This is a genomic window from Candidatus Nanoarchaeia archaeon, assembly GCA_035290625.1.
Taxonomy (GTDB): Archaea; Nanobdellota; Nanobdellia; order Woesearchaeales; family DATDTY01; genus DATDTY01.
This window is the reverse complement of sequence record DATDTY010000045.1, coordinates 1-20,766: the sequence shown is the minus strand read 5'-3', so window position 1 is coordinate 20,766 and position 20,766 is coordinate 1. Positions and strand designations below refer to the sequence as shown.

At 43.0% G+C, this 20,766-nt stretch carries 22 protein-coding genes; 7 read left to right on the top strand and 15 right to left on the bottom strand.

The window, feature by feature from the left end:
* The first annotated feature begins 45 nt into the window (after positions 1 to 45).
* Genes VJB08_04150 through VJB08_04140 form a run of 3 tightly spaced genes read left to right on the top strand, consistent with a single transcriptional unit; the run spans position 46 to position 3,126 of the window.
* Positions 46 to 1,170, top strand: coding sequence for an SDR family NAD(P)-dependent oxidoreductase (locus tag VJB08_04150; protein HLD43151.1), 1,125 nt, complete (start codon positions 46 to 48; stop codon positions 1,168 to 1,170).
* Entirely contained in the window at positions 1,167 to 2,219 is a 1,053-nt protein-coding gene (locus VJB08_04145) for a glycosyltransferase family 4 protein (GenBank protein HLD43150.1), read from the top strand. The genes VJB08_04150 and VJB08_04145 overlap by 4 nt, the downstream gene beginning before the upstream one ends.
* A 25-nt stretch (positions 2,220 to 2,244) precedes the next feature.
* Positions 2,245 to 3,126, top strand: a complete 882-nt coding sequence (locus VJB08_04140) for a glycosyltransferase family 2 protein (protein HLD43149.1) — start codon at positions 2,245 to 2,247, stop codon at positions 3,124 to 3,126.
* A 334-nt stretch (positions 3,127 to 3,460) separates the two neighbouring features.
* Here the strand turns inward: VJB08_04140 and msrB are convergent, their stop codons facing one another.
* From msrB to VJB08_04095, 9 genes are all read right to left on the bottom strand, one after another.
* The gene (msrB, locus tag VJB08_04135) at positions 3,461 to 3,841 is read right to left on the bottom strand and encodes a peptide-methionine (R)-S-oxide reductase MsrB (protein HLD43148.1); all 381 of its coding nucleotides are present in this window, start codon (positions 3,839 to 3,841) and stop codon (positions 3,461 to 3,463) included.
* A 118-nt stretch (positions 3,842 to 3,959) separates the two neighbouring features.
* Positions 3,960 to 4,178 (bottom strand): hypothetical protein, encoded by a 219-nt coding sequence (locus VJB08_04130; GenBank protein ID HLD43147.1) that lies wholly within the window; start codon positions 4,176 to 4,178, stop codon positions 3,960 to 3,962.
* Positions 4,175 to 4,948, bottom strand: a complete 774-nt coding sequence (locus VJB08_04125) for a DUF2080 family transposase-associated protein (protein HLD43146.1) — start codon at positions 4,946 to 4,948, stop codon at positions 4,175 to 4,177. The genes VJB08_04130 and VJB08_04125 overlap by 4 nt, the downstream gene beginning before the upstream one ends.
* Before the next feature lie 18 nt (positions 4,949 to 4,966).
* Positions 4,967 to 6,610 carry a glycosyltransferase family 39 protein gene (locus VJB08_04120; protein ID HLD43145.1) on the bottom strand — a complete coding sequence of 548 codons (1,644 nt, stop codon included), beginning with the start codon at positions 6,608 to 6,610 and terminating at the stop codon, positions 4,967 to 4,969.
* A gap of 39 nt (positions 6,611 to 6,649) precedes the next feature.
* Entirely contained in the window at positions 6,650 to 7,207 is a 558-nt protein-coding gene (locus tag VJB08_04115; GenBank protein ID HLD43144.1) for a hypothetical protein, read from the bottom strand.
* A gap of 167 nt (positions 7,208 to 7,374) precedes the next feature.
* Positions 7,375 to 8,328 carry a lysylphosphatidylglycerol synthase transmembrane domain-containing protein gene (locus VJB08_04110; protein HLD43143.1) on the bottom strand — a complete coding sequence of 318 codons (954 nt, stop codon included), beginning with the start codon at positions 8,326 to 8,328 and terminating at the stop codon, positions 7,375 to 7,377.
* The gene (locus tag VJB08_04105) at positions 8,316 to 8,789 is read right to left on the bottom strand and encodes a metal-dependent hydrolase (protein HLD43142.1); all 474 of its coding nucleotides are present in this window, start codon (positions 8,787 to 8,789) and stop codon (positions 8,316 to 8,318) included. Before VJB08_04105 ends, VJB08_04110 begins: the two co-directional genes overlap by 13 nt.
* The gene (locus tag VJB08_04100; GenBank protein ID HLD43141.1) at positions 8,782 to 9,210 is read right to left on the bottom strand and encodes a hypothetical protein; all 429 of its coding nucleotides are present in this window, start codon (positions 9,208 to 9,210) and stop codon (positions 8,782 to 8,784) included. Before VJB08_04100 ends, VJB08_04105 begins: the two co-directional genes overlap by 8 nt.
* A complete protein-coding gene (locus VJB08_04095; protein ID HLD43140.1) occupies positions 9,211 to 10,923 on the bottom strand; it encodes a carbamoyltransferase C-terminal domain-containing protein in 1,713 nt (570 codons plus the stop codon). It abuts the gene before it with no gap.
* Positions 10,924 to 11,018: 95 nt separating this feature from the next.
* On the opposite strand from VJB08_04095, the gene VJB08_04090 reads away from it, so the two are divergent.
* On the top strand, positions 11,019 to 11,141 hold the full coding sequence (locus VJB08_04090; GenBank protein HLD43139.1) for a hypothetical protein: 123 nt from the start codon (positions 11,019 to 11,021) through the stop codon (positions 11,139 to 11,141).
* 20 nt (positions 11,142 to 11,161) lie between these two features.
* Here VJB08_04090 and VJB08_04085 read toward each other — a convergent pair whose 3' ends face one another.
* Positions 11,162 to 11,668 carry an NUDIX hydrolase gene (locus VJB08_04085; protein HLD43138.1) on the bottom strand — a complete coding sequence of 169 codons (507 nt, stop codon included), beginning with the start codon at positions 11,666 to 11,668 and terminating at the stop codon, positions 11,162 to 11,164.
* An 82-nt stretch (positions 11,669 to 11,750) separates the two neighbouring features.
* On the opposite strand from VJB08_04085, the gene VJB08_04080 reads away from it, so the two are divergent.
* A complete protein-coding gene (locus tag VJB08_04080) occupies positions 11,751 to 12,473 on the top strand; it encodes a class I SAM-dependent methyltransferase (GenBank protein HLD43137.1) in 723 nt (240 codons plus the stop codon).
* Position 12,474: 1 nt separating this feature from the next.
* On the opposite strand, the gene VJB08_04075 is transcribed toward VJB08_04080, so the two are convergent.
* Positions 12,475 to 13,902, bottom strand: coding sequence for a flippase (locus VJB08_04075; protein ID HLD43136.1), 1,428 nt, complete (start codon positions 13,900 to 13,902; stop codon positions 12,475 to 12,477).
* A 260-nt stretch (positions 13,903 to 14,162) separates the two neighbouring features.
* On the opposite strand from VJB08_04075, the gene VJB08_04070 reads away from it, so the two are divergent.
* Both VJB08_04070 and VJB08_04065 read left to right on the top strand, forming a co-directional pair.
* Entirely contained in the window at positions 14,163 to 15,707 is a 1,545-nt protein-coding gene (locus tag VJB08_04070) for a radical SAM protein (GenBank protein ID HLD43135.1), read from the top strand.
* Between the two features lie 177 nt (positions 15,708 to 15,884).
* Complete coding sequence (locus VJB08_04065; GenBank protein HLD43134.1) at positions 15,885 to 17,024, top strand: hypothetical protein; 1,140 nt, start codon at positions 15,885 to 15,887, stop codon at positions 17,022 to 17,024.
* Positions 17,025 to 17,191: 167 nt separating this feature from the next.
* On the opposite strand, the gene VJB08_04060 is transcribed toward VJB08_04065, so the two are convergent.
* From VJB08_04060 to VJB08_04045, 4 genes are all read right to left on the bottom strand, one after another.
* Positions 17,192 to 18,304 (bottom strand): SGNH/GDSL hydrolase family protein, encoded by a 1,113-nt coding sequence (locus VJB08_04060; protein HLD43133.1) that lies wholly within the window; start codon positions 18,302 to 18,304, stop codon positions 17,192 to 17,194.
* On the bottom strand, positions 18,297 to 20,057 hold the full coding sequence (locus tag VJB08_04055; GenBank protein ID HLD43132.1) for a carbamoyltransferase: 1,761 nt from the start codon (positions 20,055 to 20,057) through the stop codon (positions 18,297 to 18,299). The genes VJB08_04060 and VJB08_04055 overlap by 8 nt, the downstream gene beginning before the upstream one ends.
* A gap of 1 nt (position 20,058) precedes the next feature.
* The gene (locus VJB08_04050) at positions 20,059 to 20,304 is read right to left on the bottom strand and encodes a hypothetical protein (protein HLD43131.1); all 246 of its coding nucleotides are present in this window, start codon (positions 20,302 to 20,304) and stop codon (positions 20,059 to 20,061) included.
* A 73-nt stretch (positions 20,305 to 20,377) separates the two neighbouring features.
* Positions 20,378 to 20,581: a hypothetical protein gene (locus VJB08_04045; GenBank protein HLD43130.1), complete on the bottom strand. Its 204-nt coding sequence runs from the start codon at positions 20,579 to 20,581 to the stop codon at positions 20,378 to 20,380.
* Between the last annotated feature and the right edge of the window lie 185 nt (positions 20,582 to 20,766).

Here is a 20,766-nt window from a genome sequence, read left to right as displayed (position 1 = left end):
CTACAAGTAGCAACCTTTATAAAAACCCGTTCAAACCCTTCTTCAATGGCAACTCAGCAAATCCTCGTCACAGGAGGGGCAGGCTTCATCGGCTCCTTCACAGTAGATGCGTTGATAAAAGAAGGCCATGAAGTGACCATCTTTGACAGCATTGAGCCGCAGGTCCACAGCAAAAGCATCCCCTCTTACATAAACCCAAACGCCAAGCTGATAAGGGGAGATGTAACAGATTACAATCAGCTAAAGCAGGCAATCAAAGACAAGGATATCATCTTCCATCTTGCAGCAATGGTCGGCGTTGGCCAGTCCATGTATCAGATAAGCAGGTACATGAAAGTAAATACAATGGGAACAGCCAACCTTTTTGATATACTAGTAAACAATAACCACGATATAAAGAAAGTAATCACAGCCTCCTCCATGTCCACCTACGGAGAAGGCTCTTATGAATGCGAGGATTGCGGAAACGTCTCTCCAAAAGTAAGGACAGAATCCCAGATGCAAAAAAAGGACTGGGAGCTCCACTGCCCGAAATGCAAAAAAACAGTAAAGCCAATCCCAACAAAGGAATCCAAAGCCCAGGAATGCACATCAATCTATGCTCTTGCAAAAAAAGACCAGGAAGAGATAACCCTTATCACAGGCAAAGCATTTGGGATTCCAGTAGTGGCATTACGGTATTTCAACGTCTATGGCCCAAGGCAATCTTTGAACAACCCCTATACAGGCGTTGCAGCAATTTTCATGTCAATGATAAAGAACAGCCACCCTCCTATGATTTTCGAGGACGGAAAGCAAAGCCGCGACTTTACCTCTGTCCATGATATCACCCAGGCAAACCTTCTTTCAATGAAGAGCAGCGCCGCAGACTACGAGGTGTTCAATGTCGGCACAGGAAGGCAGCTCACAATTAACGATGTAGCGCAAACTCTGCTCAAGCTCCACAAAAAAGAAGAGCTCAAACCGGTAATTGTGAACAAGTTCAGGAAAGGAGACATCAGGCACTGCTATGCAGACATCTCAAAGATACACTCAAAGATCGGTTTTGAGCCAAAAGTGAGGTTTGAAGAAGGCATGAAGGAGCTTGCAGAGTGGTCCCAGACAGTAAAGGCAGAGGACAGGTCAACTGCGGCAACCCAAGAGCTGAGAGAAAAAGGCCTTGTGAAATGAGAATCCTTTTCATCTCAGGAAGAGAGCCTTCCTATGCAAGAAACAAGATCATCCTTAAAGGCCTAAAAAAGAACGGAGCCGAAATAATTGAGTGCTCTTCCTCAAGGCATCCGCTCATCCGCTATCCGTTAGTCCTTGCAAAATTTCTGGCAAAGAGGGGAACCCCTCATGATATTGTCTTCCTAGGCTTTTACAGCCAGCCTCTCCTTCCGATTATACGCAGGCTCACCTCCAAACCTCTAATCCTTGATGCCTTTCTCTCAGGCTACCAGACAATCGCCTTTGACAAGAAGAAATTCAAAAAGTCATCCCTCATAGCAAAGCTCTTCAGGCATTGGGATGAGAACAGCATCCAGGCAGACAAAATCCTTCTTGACACAAACCAGCACTGTGATTATTTCTCAAAAGAATTCAATATACCCAGCTTAAAACTACAAAGGATCTGGATAGGTGCAGATGATGATGTCTTTTATCCGATGCCTGCAAAAGAAAAGAAGTTCATTGTAGAGTTTCATGGAGGCTTCATTCCATTACAGGGAACAGAGTACATAGTAAAAGCAGCGAAGCTCCTGGAAAAACACGATGTCATTTTCATCATGGTTGGAGATGGCCAGACCTATAAGAAATGCAGGCAACTTGCAAAGAAACTTAAATTAAAAAATCTAAGGTTCTTTGGAAGCAAACCCAATATTGAAATCCCAAAGTACATTGCTTCAGCCTCTGTTGGTTTGGGAATCTTTGGCGATACCCAGAAAACCAGTTTAGTGGTCCCAAACAAGGCCTATGAAGTCATCGCAATGAAAAAGCCGCTGATAACTGCAAAAACAAAAGCAGCAGAGGAGCTCTTCACCCACAAAAAGAACGTCTACTTCTGCTCGCCTGCAAATCCAAAAAGCTTGGCTGATGCAATCTTAACCATCAAAAATAACAAGCAGCTTCGAGAAAAGATTGCGAAAGGAGGCTACGATTTATTCAAAAAGAACGCAACTCCCGGGGTTATCGGAAAACAGATCCTGTCCATCTGCAGAAGCCTCAAGCACAACCTATAAATAACGCCAAAGATTCTTCTCCTCTATGAACATAGCCATAACCATCCCTGCCTTTAACGAAGAGAAGACGATAAGCGCTCTTCTTGACAAACTGAAGCAAGTGATACGCCAAAATGGCTATAACGCAAAGATTCTGGTTGTTGATGATGGTTCCAAAGACAGGACAGCAGAAATAGCCAAGTCCAAAGGAGCGGTCGTCTTCAGGCATCCCAGCAACCTAGGCTTAGCCGAGACCTTCCGAACCGAGATGGAGCAAATTCTGCTATTGAATCCAGATATTATAGTCCATATTGATGCAGACAGCCAATATCTTCCAGAAGAGATCCATTTATTAGTGAACGAGATAAATAAAGGGGCAGACCTTGTCCTTGGAAGCAGATTCAAAGGAAAGATTGAGCATATGCCCATCATAAAGCGGATAGGAAACAAAGCGTTCTCCAGCCTCATCTCAAGGATCATCCAGAAGCATTTCTCAGACTTTCAGACAGGCTTCCGGGCATTTACAAGGGAAGTCGCAGAGCAGGTCAAGATAACCTCCAGGTTCACCTACACCCAGGAGCAGATTATCCGGGCAGTCAAGCAGAAATTCAAGGTGGTTGAAGTTCCAGTACACTTCAACAGAAGGCACGGAAAATCAAGGCTGATGAAAGGCCCGTTTGACTACGCATTGAAGGCAGGGGTCAACCTGTTCAGGATCTACCGTGATTATGAGCCGTTAAAATTCTTCGGCCTTTTCGGAGCAATAATTTTCCTGCCAGGCTTCCTTCTTGGAATCTGGCTCACCTACCTCTTCCTGACAACAGGCATTGTCGGCCATTTTCCCAGCATCATGCTTGCAGTTCTTTTGATAAGCATATCAATCCAGGTCTGGCTGTTTGCATTCTTGGCTGATATGCTGAGGAAGTGATTGTAATCATGAAGAACATTGAAAAAATCTCTTTTTTATCTATTTTGTCATAGGCAGTTCTCAAATGTCTGCAATTCGTGAAAAAACAATCAGGCAATCTTGTATAATACCTAGTACTACCTATTTTAAGGATTATCTCCCTCTTGTCTTTTGAAAAAAAGCTGTTGACATCTTTTCCAATCTCTATTTGAGCCCTCCCATCTCCATGGTATCCTACACTGCAGGTTCTCATCATTTTCATTAACTCCCTATATTGTCTTGAGGGTTTTAATAATATTTAAAAGTAATTCATCACTCTCCGGTGGAAGGTACTAGAAGACCTCGAAAAGAACTCCTATCCCTTCTTCTTCAATTCCAAACACGCAGAATTGATGCAGTACCTCTTTCCTGTCGGCTTAGGCCCATCATCAAAGACATGCCCAAGATGCCCTCCGCATTTCTTGCATAGAACCTCAGTCCTTCTCATAAAGTGGCTTGTATCAGATTTCTTCTCCACAGCCTCTTCAGAAACAGGCTTCCAGAAGCTGGGCCATCCTGTTCCAGAATCAAACTTCGTGCCAGAAGAAAACAGCTTTGCTCCGCAACCGGCGCACACATACATCCCTTTATCCTTTGTATTCCAGTATTTTCCAGTGAACGCAGTCTCAGTCCCATTTTCCCGGAGGATATGGTATTGCTCTGGAGTAAGCTTCTTTTTCCAGTCCTGTTTTTGCATTTGCATAAGCAAATAGACGCCCTTTAAATCATTTCCGCTTCAGTAGTAAGCGACAAAAATAAGTCATAGAATAAATCGCTTACTAATGTTTGCCAGACATAACACTTTTATGGGTTATTTATGTCTGGCATTTCAGTTCCGCAACCCTCTTGCGTCGAGGCAGCAATTTCATCTGTTTTTCCCGAAGCTGTCCTTCCAGCCGCTTAATCTCTTTTTCATAATACCCTGCGAGTTCTGTATTTCCTTCCAGAATTGCTGAAGCTAACTTAAGATCCTTATGAGTATCTATCTGGCCTTGTATGCTCTCAACCCCCTTCTTATACTTCTTCTTGCTCATCGGATTCCAGCCTCAGCCTTCCCCAGCAATTGTTCAGCAGTCCTCAATAATAACTCAATATCCCTCTTGCCGATTACGCTGCTTTCTGTTACTCTCTCACCTTCTCTCTCATTGCCGTAAATCGTGTAGAACTCCTTAATCTTAGCGGCGGAGATCCCGTTGCTTCGCAAGAACTCAAATAATGCAGATTTCGAGTAAGAGCCGCCATTCCTAATAAGCTCAATCATCAAGAGCCCCCGGATTCTCAGCATCAGGGAATATACAAGGCTTCCAATCTCAAAATCCATATCAAGCCCTTTCCTATTCAGCCCCAATATCTTGGTAGTGTTCTCCAAAAATGTATGAGTATTCCTGAAAGTAAATGTCTTCTCTTTATACCCTTCAAGGAGCATCGGGTTAATGACAGCTTTAGCCTCTTTAATTATTGGAAGCAGAAGAACTGCATTCTCTCTCAATAAGGTATCCATCTCATTGAGGGTAACAACCGCAATCGAATAGGCCAGTATCTTCTTTTCCAATTGCAGCTTGCGATCAGCAACGACCAGGATATCAACATCTGACTCAGCGGCCTCTTCTTGCCTGGCATAGGATCCATACAGATAAACCCCGAGAATATGCTCAGAACAGGGAGCCAGCATCTCTAACACTTCCCTCTTGATGTCTCCAAAGATTTTAGGCTGGCCTAGAAATGCTATCCGTTTTCCAACATACTCTTTGGGCAGCACGACATGGCCGCTGTTTCCGAATCTCTGCACAACCTTTGTTTCCATGTATATACGTATATACAACTAATATTTAAGGGTTGCGTTTTGAAGCACCCTATAAATCACCCTCGGATTATCCCCATGAAACGTTCCTGGAATCTGTCTTTCAAGCCGTAAATGCTCTTTTCCCCATTCTTTCCCGTAAAACGTAGAAAAGATATCCACAGAGTGCTGGTGATCCGAAAGGTAGCTGATGTTCTGCTCCAGCATAAACTCTCCAAGCCTCTCTCCTTTCATCGCCTCAAACGCATTATTGTTGATAACCCCATCCAGGTTCACGACCCTCCTTCCGCTGAAATAGCCTAAAATCCCTGCATTAAACGCCCCTATCACAGCATCCGGCGGAGTATTGGCTTTAATCCAGGAGGCGTCATCCAGGAACTCCTTATGCCAAGGGCTTCTTCCAAAGCTCCAGAATTCTCTTCCGGATTGGACAAAAGACAAAAGCACCAGGACTCCTAAAAAACCGAGTGCGATAGTTCTATAATGGTATTTTTTCAAGGCAACCCAAGACAAATAATAAAAGAGCAGCCCAAAATAGATTGAAATAACAATAAGCAACGGATAAAAATACCTCATCGGAAGATACCAGTGGTACAAGGGATAGTACAGGAAAATCAGCAGGCTAAAGACAAGCAGGAAATTCAGGCTCTTTATTTTTGCATAAAACCCTTTAAACTTCCCCCCAGTCTTGATAATGAATAAAAGGATAATCAATCCTATACCTCCCCACACAAGTATAGAACTCAATGACGAGAAGTAATAACTATATCTCACCATCCCGAAAGGCAGCAATCCCCCGAATCCCGAGATCATGAAAGCGATTCCTGCGGCAATACTTGCATAGGACACCTCCCTCCACACAAACGCGCCGCTCAAGTAGCTTCCATACTCCTCAAGGAACCATTGATGGTGCTGGAACGGAATCGCAACGCTGCTCACCTGCCGTATTGTATCAAAGTTCACATAATTCCACACAAACCACGGAAGAATAAGCAAAGTAACAATAATCCCGGTAAAAAAAGCAGGCTTAAATTTCTCCGCAATATTCCCCGTCTGAGCAACCATCATATCGAAGAGAATGACAATAAACAGCAGCACAGCATCAAAACGACTGTAGATTGCCAACGCAGCAGTAATGCCTATAAGAAAATAATCCTTCATCTCAAATACACCCTTCCTCAAATTTACATACACAAATATCAATAACCCAAAAAACCATCCAGCCATTGCAGTCTCCATTCCATTCAGCCCGATAAAAAACACAAACGGATTCAGCAGCCAAAACAATCCTGCAACTAACCCTGCAGAAGAATTCGTATATTTCTCAACAATCCTAAACACAAAATATGAAGTAGCAACACTAAATATCATCAGCACAACAAGAGACAGCGTAACAGCCTGCAATGAAAATGCAGGAAATATCCAATACAGAGGAACAAGCATCCATGTCCATAACGGCTGGAACCCATTCGTAGGATTGACTCTGTCAAACGTTGCTCCATTTCCAGAAGCAATGTTCTGGCTCAGCATGAAATAATAAAAAGCATCCTCATCAATAGTCTTTGTCAGCAGGAACTCAACAGGCAGAAAACTGATAGCGATCTTAAAAGCAAGGGTTGCAATCATCACTGCAATAAGCCATCTCACTGCTGTTTTGGGATGCATCAGCAACAGGAACTGAGTTTGCTTTTTAAAACTGCCGTCTTAATGCATCACACGGTCAGAAGGATAGAACTGTTTGAGATAATAGGCTGTGGCATCATCAAGAATATGCAATCCTTTAGCCTTCCTGGCTTCTCTGCTGAAAAACTCTTTTATGAACCTGGCTGCCTCATCAATGTCTGCAACAACAGCATCGCATGAGACTGCAACAAACGGATCGATATAATCCTTGTAGGTTCTTCCAAGCACCTCCTTCTCTGAGGCATTAAACTTCCCATTTTTTGGAGCAATCCCAAGCAAAGGCCTCTTGAAGTATTTTGCAATGAGCATTTCCTGCGATCCTCCTACGCTTATGTCATCAGACAGATAGGCAATGACCAGGTCAGCTTTTTGTATCATAAAGCAATTTCTTCCAACAATCAGCTCAGGATTTCCCTGGTCAAAATCAAAATCTTCATCAGCCTTTGTTGTGTCCAGGTTAACAATCTCAAAGCCAGACTTGGCAGACAGTTCCTTGCAGAAATCGTCTCTCCAGCTATGCGTTTTGAAAACAGATTCCTTGGAAATCTTCCCTGCAGCATAGACTTTTATTGTTTTCAAAGCTTTTCCTCCTCAAGTCGCAATGAAAAGCGATGCAACGCCATCCGTGAGCCATTTAAACAGAGAGCAGAGCAACGACAAGGGGGACGCCCCATACGGGGAATGTCGTTCAACAGCCGAAACAGTACATGGCGAACTAGGCGTTGCCGAACGAAGTGAGCAACTTTTCATTGCGACTCCTCTCCAGCAGCCTTCACATGCTCCTTAACCCTTCCCCAAAAGAACAGAAATATCAGGCTTGCAATGATATAGTTCAATATCAGCAAAAGAAGAAAGAAAGCAGCGGCAGCCTCAGCATTCACCCCTACTTGAGAATACAGAAAGACCCCTGCAGATTCCCTGACCCCGAGTCCATTTAACGTGATAGGAACCAAAGCAACGATCACAAGCATCGCCTGGATTTCCATCAAAGTAAAAAGATCCAGAGAAACGCCAATGCTCTTAAACAAAAACCACATGAACCACGTCAGAACAAACCACTTGACGACTGAAATGCAGAAATTCAAAGACAGCCTTGCCTTGTGATTCTTCACATAGTAAATAAACGTATCTAGAAATTTGTCAAACCTGCCTGCATAAGACCTCAAGACGTGTCTTCGGGTGAACATTCTTACAGGCTCAAGAAAAACCAACAGCCCTAAAATCCCGGCTCCTAACAGAATAAGCAAGACTGTGAATGCAGCATTCGTCTCAGGAAAGAACAAGAAGAATCCAAACACGGCAAGCGTAACAATGATCGCAGTCGTAATCATCTTATCAATCAAAAATAATGCCGCAGCCTTGCCCATCTCTATCCCTTCCTTCTTCAGATAGTAAATAAGGGAAAGCTCTCCAATCCTTGAAGGCAGGAACAGGCTTATCGCCCAGCTTAGGGAAAAGATTCTGACAAACTCAAGATACCTAATCTTATTATTCACCGGCCACGCCAGCATCATGAAATTCCCTGCTCCGATGAGCATCCCGAGGCCGAAAAAGGTGACAGCAAGCACAACAACCAATACATTAGCCTGGCCAAGATGGTTAATAACCTCCTTAATCCCGACAGTATAGAACAAAGCAGCAAGGATAGCAACTCCAAACCCGATTCGCATAAGGGCATGAACCCATTTCATCGTTTCCATCCCTTGACAGCAAGTAGAGCCATATACAACACCAGAAACAGAAGGATTTGATATAAATACTCATCGCTCCAGAACAGTCCTGCAAACGTGCTCTGGAACGAGAACGGAAGCCACACATGAATCGGCCCATAGACAAAAAACCGATTCGTCATGTCAGCCAGGATATGGGAAACAGAGCCAATGCTCAACAGCAAAAAAGCCTTCTTCTGGTCATAAACAAACAATCCTGAGGCAATCAAGGCAAGCAAAAACGCCCCTAATAACGAATGAGCTGTCGGATGGAAAAACAGGAACATCTGCTCTGCATTAAACGGAAGAAAGAATCCCAGAAGATGTGCCTTGCTCACGATATCAGGCAATAATGCGCCAAGGACAACAAGAGCTCTCATCTCTCCTTTTTTGACCCTGCCAATCTCGCAGAGGATCAATGCAAATAAGATATGGCCTACCCAGTCAGGCACGCTTCCTCACCGCAAACCCATGTAATGAAATCCTCCACGCCCTGAAGAAAAACGCCAGAAAAACAAGAAAGGCAGCTATTGACACCGCATACTTAAAATCATGATAATCTTCAATATGAATATCCTCCGCCTGCAGAGTTCCATCTCCTCTCAATCTTCCAACAACAACTCCTGAGCCCAATTTTGGAACCTCTATCTCCTTATCAGATACAATCTCAACCGGGATATTGCTTGTTGTCTCCAAAAAATACCTTCCATCTGACTGATAAATCCTTCCTTCAGCCTCAATGATCCTTCCGTCATACATCTGAGGATTCTTTGAAAACCCAGTTATGCTCGGATAATATCTCTCATACATGGAAAAAGAATACGCAGATAGCAATAAAAAAACAACAAGGGCGGCCAGAGAAATCCAGCGCATTTACCGTACCTCAGCCAAAAAATTCCCTATCGCAAGAACATCAACAGCTCCCAGCTTCAATGACCTTAGGGCATCATCAGGGGTGCATACAATCGCTTCTTCATGCATATTGAACGAGGTATTTACGAACAACGGCCTTCTTGTTATATCATAATAGCTCTTCAGGATTTTGTAATAACTCTGGTTCTGATCACTGGATACTGTCTGCGGCCTGGCAGTGTTGTCAAGATGGTTGACAGCAGGAGCTTCTTCAGCAGCCCGTTTTGTAGAATTCAGCGTTATCGTCATAAACCAGGTTGCGATCTCTTTAGAACCAAAATCTGCATAATAGTCCTCAGCAGCATCCCGCAAAATTGAAGGAGCGAAAGGCATGAACTCAGTCCTGTTAAGCCTCTTGTTCAGCCACGCATTGATGAACTTATCCGTAGGGTCAGCCAATATCGACCTGTTGCCCAAAGCCCTTGGACCGTATTCCATCCTTCCGTTGAATCTTCCCACAATCTTCTTGTTTGCCACAAGCTGGCCAACCCATCCTTCAATATCCTTGACATACTGGTACTTCACATTATGCCTCTTCAATTCATTCTCAATAAACTCTTCATTGTATTCAGGCCCAAAGTACGCATGAGAAATCCCAACAGGCATTGGTTTTCTTCCATCTGCGATGGTCTTTCTAGCCCATAAGCCTAAAGCAGCTCCGACTGCTAATCCTCCGTCTCCCATGTGAGGGTGGATATAGGCCTTCTCGACACCCTCAATCTCAGATACAACTTGGTTCGCCCGCACATTTGCAAACCCTCCTCCTGCCAGACAAACATTCTTTCTCGGGTATTCCTTTAAAGAATTCTGAACAAGATCCCTGCACACCTCTTCAAATCTCTTCTGCAGCCCGGCAGCAATATCTTCTCTTTTCATATGTTGGGTGAGGAGATGAACTCTTGCAGCAGCAGTCCTCCCCCATCCTTTCACAAAAGGAGTCCTTCGATATTGCATCCCCTCTGTCTTCATCATCTTCTCGAACAGAGGATACCCCTTCTTTGCATCTCCATACGCAGCCAATCCTGTAACCTTTCCTTCATGCCTCCCGTCAACAAATCCCATATTAAAAGTGATATAACTGTAGATCGACGCAGGCGAATGGTAAAAAGGAGTCCAAGCAACCCGCTTCAATCCATTATGCTCATCTACAACATTTACAGTCGCGCACAACCCATCCCCGCTTGAGTCTGTTGTAACAACAATGCAATCCTTGAAATTAGTGAAAGGAGCAGTGTAAAACGCGCCCGCAGCATGGCATTCATGATGCTCCACAAACTCAACCTGGGCATTAACTCCCTTCTTTCTGATATGCTCAATAACCTCCTTTCCATGCTTCATCCTTGAATACACTACCCGGTACGCAGAAATAAAAGCAGAGGATCCGATGAGTGAAGGCATCTTGCTCAATTGATCCATGACAAATCTCCTTTTATTCGGAATCCTGAAATCCTGGTTGGCTCCTGCTCCCGGAGTTATATTTGCAATCGCGACAGCATCAATCTCCTCAGGCTTTACTCCGGAAATCCTAAAGACTTCGTCAATGGACTTATACGGAATCCCCCAATAGAGCTTGATCCGAAGAAGCCGCTCCTCATTTACAGCCACTAAAATCTTCCCATCTTCTATGATTGCAGCTCCTGAATCATGAGACAGGTGTATCCCGAGTATTTTCATAGTCGGAGAATCAGTGTATGTCTTTTAAATGTTTGGGTAAAAAGGGCAACTGTATTATCCCGAAACTATTTCCCTACGGTGAGTTACATTGGAGCATGAAACTCACCAGAGGGAAGCTTATGGAGACCATAAGGCGCAAGAATGATGGCTGGACAACCTATCAAGCGAGGAAAATAGCCCGTGTTAGATTTAGGGCGAGGAGCCCTCATTTTGTATAAGAAAGCAGTAGAAACCCCCCTCATCCCTTTCTGCGATTAAAATAATGCTCCAAAACACCTAATTGAAAGGTAAAAATCCTCTTAGGATTTTTCTTAAATATCTTCTTGAGGTCAGATCTCTTCATCCATAGAACATCCTTAACCTCGTCTTTCTGCGGCTTCAATTTTCCCTCTTTGACCTCGCATACAAAAACAAAGCCAATCCACGGTTTTCCGCCCTTTATTTGCTGGTTGCAGCAAAAGGGAACAAACGCAAAAGACGCATCTCGTTTTGGAGAAAACCTTCTAGTCTTGATTTCTGGCCTAATCGTAGCAACTCGTAAACCGGTTTCTTCAAAAACTTCTCTCTTAAGTGCATGATACACGTCCTCATATCTCTCTATAGCTCCTGCAGGTATCTCTAATGTTCCTGAATAAGTCGGATCTCCATGAGGCTTCCATCTCGTTTGAACAAGAACCTCAGTTACCCCTCCGCGTCTACGTTCAATAATCGCAGATACTGTAGGTATGCCTTTCAATCTGCCCATCATAGCATTTTTAATACGGGGATATATAATACTTGCCGAATTCAAATAATTTATATAAGGATCTAAAGTGTCGTTATTCAAAATGCAATCCCTCAAAACCCTCTATGAACGTTTCTGGGGAGACCTCTATTTTATCCGTAGGTATGAATGGAGCGAAATCAATAAGCATCTAGGAAACCTAAAAGGGAAAAATGCGCTGGACTTAGCGTGTGGAGGGGGCTTCTTCACTGAAAAACTTGCAAAGAAAGGAGCATTGGCAAAAGGAATTGATGCAGACGAAAACACAATAAAAATAGCAAGAAAATATCACAATAAACCTAATGTCGCATTTACAACAGCCAAAGCAGAAAAATTGCCGTATCCTAGAGATTTCTTTGACATCGTGGTTTCAGTATGCGCCATGCAGCACTTCGAGAATGACGAAAAAGCTATGAGAGAGATAAACAGGGTACTCAAGCCATCCGGAAAGCTCATTTTATCAGTAGACAGTTTCTCATATCCAGGAACCCCTCTTGATACAGTCAAGATGCACCAAAGAAAGGAACATGTCCTGCGCCTCTATACCAAAGAATCTATGAAAGAAAAACTGGAACGAAACGGGTTCAAGGTAGTATCCTCTAAATACATCTTCACCTCACCCCTCTCTTCTGGTATCCTAAGGCTCCGGATGAGATCAGGGAATATGCCTCTTCTATTACTCTTCTTCCCTTTACTCTATTACCCGGTTCGTATCTCAGATTTCCTTTTCAAAACAAACAAAGGAGGATACATACTCATCCTCGCAGCAATAAATACGCAAGAATAATCTAATCCTTTAATAAAATCTTGAGTAGATCAAGTTCTTCCCTCCCAATCTCTCTGAATAAGTAAAGAATTCCGAGATAAACCACCGATGATAAAGGAACCAACACAGGAATGGGTAGTTCATATAAAGCAAAGATCAGTATGCTCATAATCATGCAAGCGATCAAAGGCTTGGCTAACGCTCTAAAAAACCGTAATTTTATCCCCAACCGCCTCACATAATATCCTAACATAATAAAGATGCAAAAAGCAGTTGATACAGTCCCGATGCTTGCACCAACAGCCCCAAACTTAGGAATTAACAATATATTAATAATCATATTTAAGAGAATTCCTAAGCCTGTTGCGTACATAAACTTCTTCTGCATATCGGCAGCATTAAGCAGGAATCCAAGCAGATAGACAATGAACAAGAACGCCTCAGCCCAAATCAATATTTTAAGCAGAATTATGGAAGAGGAGAACTGTTCACCATACATGAAAAGGATAATCCTCTTGGCCAATAGAGTGGTTCCGAATGCTATAGGGAGTATAATGATAATAAGGTATTTCATTGCCCTTCTAAATAACAAGATCAAATGCCCCATATTTGTATGAAAGAGTCGACTCATTGCAGGAAATAAGACAGTCAAAACCACAGTAGGTATGAAATTGAAGCTGACAACAAGCTTATTTGCGGCCCCATACTGTCCAGCAATCGCATAATCTCTGAGAAAGGAAACCATCAATATATCAATCTGGAAATACAAGGACATAAAGACGATACTAAACCAAAAAGGAACCCCTTCGATAAACGCCTGTTTCCAGAACTTAAAGTCAAATTCAGGCTTAATCCTCCTGACAATCTGCTTTGATCCAAGATACAATATCCCGAAGTAGGATACATGGGACACAAGAATCACCAATGCCAAATAAACAACATCAAACCCTCTGCTCAACAAATACCACCCAAGAACCAAGGCAAGAAATCTCTCGGCAATTTTAGCAATTGCTTCATATTCCATTCTGAAAGCCGATTGCAGCAATGCAGCAAAAATCAATCCAAAATAATAAACAAACACCGCAAACAGTATGATTAAGATGGTAGCACCCGCATTATTATTGTCATTAACGAATAGAGAACCCATTATTGCAATGCCTAGGACAAAGGCGCTTAATACGAATTTGAACAAGCTAATGTTATTTACGTATTTCTGTGCTTTTGACAGATCCTTAGAAAGTTTTCCTATCATTAAAGTAGTCATGCCAAAATTTGTGAAAAGGACGAAAACGTTTGCGTAAGCAAATGCAAAAGAGTACACTCCCAAGCCAGCATCCCCCAAGTACCTCGCAATAATAACAATAAGTACAAAGGAGAAAATATTTCCTATAACCTCCGCCAGAAACAACCACGAAGTGTTCTGGACAATCTTTCTGCTGAGGGTTGTCATCTTAAATAAGAGAGGGGAATCATGGCTTATTTTATAAAACTTAGTATCAAATGGGTGGCATTGAAAAGTTGCTCACTTCGTTCGGCAATGCCGACTTCGCCTTGCGCATACTCTCATGGGAAGCGACATTTCCCGTATGGAGCAACCCCTTTGTCGCTGTTCTGTACTTTGAATAGAAGGCTCACAAAGGGCATTGCATGACTTTTCAATGCGACCGCATTATAGCAAGATTTAAATAGAGTTTTCTTTTACTCTACTGAATGGCCAGAGTCCTTCTTTTGTATCCTAGTATTATGGAACAGGAATTTGGTGAGTTGGGACTTCCGCTTTCCACGCTGTATATTGCCAGTGCGCTAGAAAAAAAGGGGCATGAGGTTCGATTTATCGAGGGAAGGTATAATCCAGGATGGAAAGAGGAATTTGAGGACCAGCTGATTAACTGGAAACCTCTTTGTGTTGGCGTATCCTCTATGACCGGACCTCAGTTAATTGGTGCAGTTGATGCTACAAAAATGACAAAAAAACTATGCCCCTCTGCAAAGATTGTTTGGGGAGGAGTTCATGCCAGTCTTGTCCCTAAAAAGACCATGGAATCCGGCTATCCCGACATGATTGTTGTAGGAGAAGGCGAGGAAACGTTTGTGAATCTTGTAGACGCAATTGAGCATGCCTCTCCACTCAGGGAAGTCAGTGGGATATGGTATCGGCAAGGAGGGGACATTCTTTATACATCCCCCGCGCCTCTTGCCAATGTCAATGAGATCCCAGAGCCTGCATATCATCTTGTTGACATGGAAAAATATATTATGCACCCAGGAAACATCAAGGAGGAGCGAGTGTTGCCGCTGGTGACAAGCAGAGGGTGCACGTTTCGGTGCGGGTTCTGCTACAATCTCCAATTCAATCAGCAAAAATGGAGGGCGACTTCTGCTGAACAGGTTGTAGAACAGATTAAGAAACTTGTTTCACAGTACAACCTCACAGGGATTTATTTGCGTGATGACCTCTTCTTTATCAATAGGCACCGAGTGAAGAAAATTTGTGAATTGATTATTCGAGAAAACCTGAGCCTCGATTTTTATAATGCGGATATCCGGGCAGACTATATTTGTATGCTTGATAAGGAGTACCTTGAGCTCTTGAGAAAAGCCGGATTTAAAACATTTTACGTCGGGGCTGAGTCTGGGTCTCAGTATATATTAGATAAGCTTCATAAGGATCTCACGGTAGAACAGATTCTAAAGGCTAACCAAGTTCTAAAGGGTACAGGGATAGATGCTACGTTTGGGTTTATGGGTGGGCTTCCCTTTGAGAGGGATGAGGATATTAGGGCAACATTGAAAATCATGGCACAGATAAAAAAGGATAATCCTAAGACCAATGTTGGCTATTACATATTTGTTCCCTATCCCGGGACACCATTATTTGATCTGGGCGTTCGTGAAGGATGGACGAAACTGCCTGAACGGCTTGAGGAGTGGAACTTTGACTGGCAGAATCCTGAGAGGCCTTGGCTCTCCATAAAAAAAAGAAAGTTGCTTAAGGATATCAGCAATACTGTTTCTTTTTGCCTTTGCCTCAATCCCGACCGATATGGCTCGTGGGTTCTTAAATTAGGAACAAAGACCCTGTTCAATATTATCCTTTTTAGGATTAAGCATAATTTTTTTGGAATGCTGTTTGAGAGGTATCTTATCGCAGCATTCATGCATTTGAATATCAGGAGGAGAGGGATTCTACGGCAACGACCCGATCTTGTGAAGAGAACTCAATCCGTGGCTCCTGCTGTCGAGGAAGGTGCTTAATAAGGTGTCCTGAGCTGGTCTTGAGTTCTGGCAGGGAGTATTCCAGTCCGCTAATCGCGTTTTTCAGGCTGGTGTCTCCTAAAATGGGGGGGGGAATTTTCAATAAGAAAAATTTGAAGTGGAGATGGAATACCAAAATATTTCGGAAGTCTATTAAAGCTTAACGAAGGTACAAAAATGTTAGATACGCATGAACTTGGAGATAGAATCGCCCTTTGTAAAAACTGGTTCATAAATTCAGGTATTCAGGAAAGGAACATTCATTCTGCTAATTTCGGAGGGTTATATGCTTGGTTTGACGCTATAAACCAAAAGTATCCCTTTGTCTATTCTGAAATAACTGGCTACGGGATTACCGCGTTCATATTTCTCCATCACCTCTCAGGAGAGAATGTATTTATAAAGAGGGCCGAGGATGCAGCTCAATGGTTAATCAAAGAGGCTATATTCTCTCCACAGCTCGCCTATCGGTGCAAATATTTCCCCGAGGAAAAGAGTTTCCTTAATCATCTATGTTCTTTTGATAACTCTATGATATTAACCGGGCTTTCATTACTTTCTGAGAAACATAATACGTCCATCTATAAGGAGAGGGCAATTGCGCTTGGGGATTGGTTGGTGAATACCATGCAAAAATCAGATGGGTCATTCCATCCAAATTGGGAGGCAGGAAGAGGAAAGTTTATTGAAACTCTTCAGAAATGGTCTACGCAAGCAGGATCTTTTCATGCGAAGCATGCTATAGGGTTATTAAACCTGTATAGAATCACGGGCAAGAGGTTATATAAAGAGTCTGCAATACGATTGTGCGACTGGAGTTTGTCACAGCAGGGAGAGGACGGCAGGTTTATTACAAACGCATCTGATGGAAGCACGAACCAGCATCCTCATTGCTATGCTTGTGAAGGACTCTTATATGCAGGAATATCCTTAAAAGAACCGAAATATGTGCAAGCGGCAAGAAAGGGTATGCTTTGGTCGTTATCCAGCCAACTGGCAAATGGCGGGTTTCCAAGCGCGTATAAAGACGGCGGATTCGTCAATATAGAGAGGATGGATATCCTGGCTCAAATTATGAGGCTCGCTCTTCTTTGTGGCCAGAGGGGAGAAAAGATCAAAAAGGCATTTGATAGGCTTTTCAGATTTCAGGTTTTGGATGACAGTAGGCAAAAAGGCGGGTTCAGATATGGATTTATTGAGGGTGGAACAGAAGTCCCTCATATTAATGCGTGGGTTTCTATGTTTGCACTACAAGCAATGATATATTATCATGATATCTTGCAAGGGAAAGAGGTATCTGCGGAATGTTTTATATGATGGGAATAGATTAATCATCAATTTGAGCCGTTCACTTCGTTCTTGCAGTCAAGGCTTGGATTATTCAGTCGTATTATGCACGCAGAGGCATCTATCAATTGGAATTAATTAGAATTCTGAAGGTGTTGATATAAAATTGCCCTCCTATGAGCTATATGACTGAATGTTTACGTTTGCAGAGGAACTGCATTGGGTATTCTTACCAGATGATGGCCATTTATTAAATTTTTGTAGATATAGTCGGCAACGATTCTATGCCCTTCCCTGGTAAGGTGGTTGTCCACTTTGAGATATATTTGTGTTATCTCAAATTTCTTGAATTCAGGAGTGAGGTCTATAAATTGTACATTATGTTCCTGGGAGAACTTTTTAAGAATTTTTGAAGGGATATCAAAATCATAGTCACTAATCTTTAAGCAGGCATCGGCTGTATCTGGAAATACGTGCTGTTTTAATGGCAAAAGAACTATGACAAAGTTACTATTGCTTCGCCTGGCCAGAATGGAGACGTTCCTCAGCATAGCATAGGTTTTATTCCATGCTTGATCCACGAATTCAGGAGGATTTTTCATCATAAGGATAGTCCCCCATTTTGTGGAGGTTTCATTATTGCAATAACTCTTATATGAAGAGGTTACATTAAGCCCAAATTTGTTTAGAGAATACCTGAGATTCTTGAATCTTGTGGCGAGGAAACCAAATGAATGGAAGGGCAGATATCTCAGTGCATTGTTAGGGATGGCTGTGTAGTAAAATACTCCCGAGTTACTTAAGGGATCATTCAATACAAAGGTCAATAGTATAAGATCTGGACTTAAATCCTTACCTTTTTTCTGAAGATATTCGAGTTCCCTTTTTGTGTCATAACCTGGAACTCCGGCATTAATCACCTCGAATTGCATCCTATCATCATCTTTGTTCAGTTTTTCCTCTAGCAATTTAAGGAATGTTCCATTTAATTGAACTCCTTGCCCAAAGGCAAATGAATCCCCTAATCCCAGTATTCTGAAAGTATCTTCATCTTTTTCACCATATTCTTTATCGCGTAAACCTATAGAGTTTGTTTGAACGTCTGTTTTGAATTCGAATGTATTAAATTTTATATGTTTGTTGGGTCTCATTTCATATTCTAAATCTTTAGAATACTTGAAGAGGGATGAATAGGGAACAATAGCCCTTAATGCAACCTCAGAAATTATCAGAAGGAAGCTTATTGTTACGATAAGTATGATTATATTGAGGAGAAAGCTTTTTTTCTTATTGATATCTCCTCTAATCATTTGCGTACTCCTCGCTGTTCCATATGTCTTTCGGGTTCTCGCTTCTCCTGATCAGAAAATTACCGATGATGAGATCATCGATTCCTGTTCCCATCATGCACTTGTACGCGTCATAGGGTGTGCAGACAACTGGCTCTCCCCGGATGTTGAATGAGGTATTGATGAGGATGGGAATCCCCGCGATCCTGCCAAACACCTTGATGAGATCATAATAAAGTGGGTTTTGATGGCGTCGGATGGTCTGCAGGCGGCCCGAGCCATCGACGTGCGTCACTGCAGGGATTTTCGGTGCCCATTGCTTTTTGACAGGATACACCATCAGCATGAAATCTGTTGGCTCTGGTATCGGCGAGTCACATTCAAAATATTTCAAAGCGTCATCTTCGCAGACAACCGGGGCAAAGGGTCTGAATCTCTCCCTGTGCTTAACCTTGAGATTGAGTATTTCCTGCATCTTGGGGTTAAGGGCGTTTGAGAGGATGGATCTTGCGCCTAGGGCCCTTGGTCCCCATTCCATCCTTCCCTGAAACCAACCAACGACACGATTGTCATGAATGAGCTTCGCGGTCTTTTCTATGATTTCGTTTCTGTCCTTGAGCTCATGATACCTGATTTTGTTTTCCTGAAGGAATTCCTTAATATCGGATGCTGAAAACCCTGGACCGAGGTATGCGTCTTTGAGAACATACGTTCTCTCATTCCCGAGCAGGGTATGATAAATATACGAAGCAGCACCGATGCTTGTCCCTCCATCTGATGCGTTTGGCTGTATCCAGATATGCTTGAAAGGGGTATTTCGAAGAATTTTTCCATTGTAGACGCTGTTTAATGCAACTCCTCCTCCAAGAACAAGGCTGTCGCATTTTGTTTCCTGGTGGAGGTGATTGAGCATTTTTGTCATAATGTCTTCCAAGAGCATTTGAAGAGCCGCCGCTATATCCTTATGGCGCTGTGTTATTTCAGACTCTTTCTTCCGGATCTGGCCATCAAGAAGAGCGCAAAGCTTCCTGGAAGGCATCCTGTCTGCATAATGGTATGTGAAGTAGCTCATGTCAAACCTAAAGCTTCCGTCTCCCTTGATATCAATGACTTTTCTGAGCTTTCCATAGTAGGGATTATTTTTCCTGTCCATCGTTCCATAGGGAGAAAGGCCCATGACCTTGTATTCAGAATTATTGACGCTGAACCCAAGATAGGCTGTGATGGTTGAGTAGAGCAGGCCAAGGGAGCTGGGGAATTTAATCTCCTTAAGGAGGGTAATATCATTTCCTTCTGCAATGCCATATGCAGTCGTGGTCCATTCGCCGACTCCGTCTACTGTAAGAACCGCTGCTTTTGCGAATGGGCTTACTAAGAATGAGCTTGCAGCGTGCGCAAGATGGTGCTCGATGAACAGTATGGGACCGTGGTATTTAAGCTTTTTCCTGACAGTCTTTGGTACACGAAGCTTTTCATTGATCCAAGACGGCATTGAGGCAAGAAATGTCTTAAAACTCCATGGGAATCCCTGTAAGTGCTGGTGGAGGACTCGCTCAAATTTTAGGAACGGTTTTTCATAAAATCCGATGTAGCTTATGTCGTTGACTGATATGTTTTCTTGTTTCAGGCAGTACGTGATTGCATTGATTGGGAAAGAAGTGTCGTGCTTTTTCCTTGTGAACCGCTCCTCTTCTGCTGCAGCTATAATAGCTCCGTCTTTCAGGAGCGCTGCTGATGCGTCGTGATAGTAACAGCTTATTCCGAGAATGTACATTTTAAAACTGCCTTGCGTATTTTTCTATGGGGTTCTTTCTGAGGTTGAGTTCTGACCAGTAGGTTGATGTTTGGCCTGTTTTTGTTTCAAGAAATTCCTTTTTGAATACTCTTGCGGCAAGGGATGGCAAACCAACACCAAGAAGATAAACTACAGTAAGTAATACCGAATTGATAATAGAGATAATTGCGGAGCCCGTCTCCTTTAAACCCCTCCTAAACCCATGGAAAAACCGATTTAGAGCCATGATTCGCTTCGCTGTTTTCTTTATTCATTGCTTTGCGCTGTTGTTGCGTTTCGCTCCATTTCGCTGGCTGTATTTACCTAAGTATATATTGGATTCCTTTGCCTGCTCCGATGACAGTGGCTGTGATAAGCATGACAAAAAAAAAAGACCAGGCATCCGGCAGCTTGTTCCCTAAGGATAGGACTGCGTAGAGTATCCCCGTCATAGCTGCATAACTTGCAAGGAAGCCTGCTACGAACCCCAGCTTCTCTGCTTGGGGATTCCCTTCAAATCTCATCAAAAATGAGACATCTGCGCTCTTTTATAAACTTTCGTATGTTTGGTGGCATTGAAAAGTCATGCAGCGCCCTCTTGTAAGCCATTATAACGGAGCGGCGGCACAGCGACAAGAGGGTCGCCTCCCTCGGAGAATGTCGCTATTCTGCCTGACTTGCGCATGGCGAACCTGGCGCTGCCGAGCGA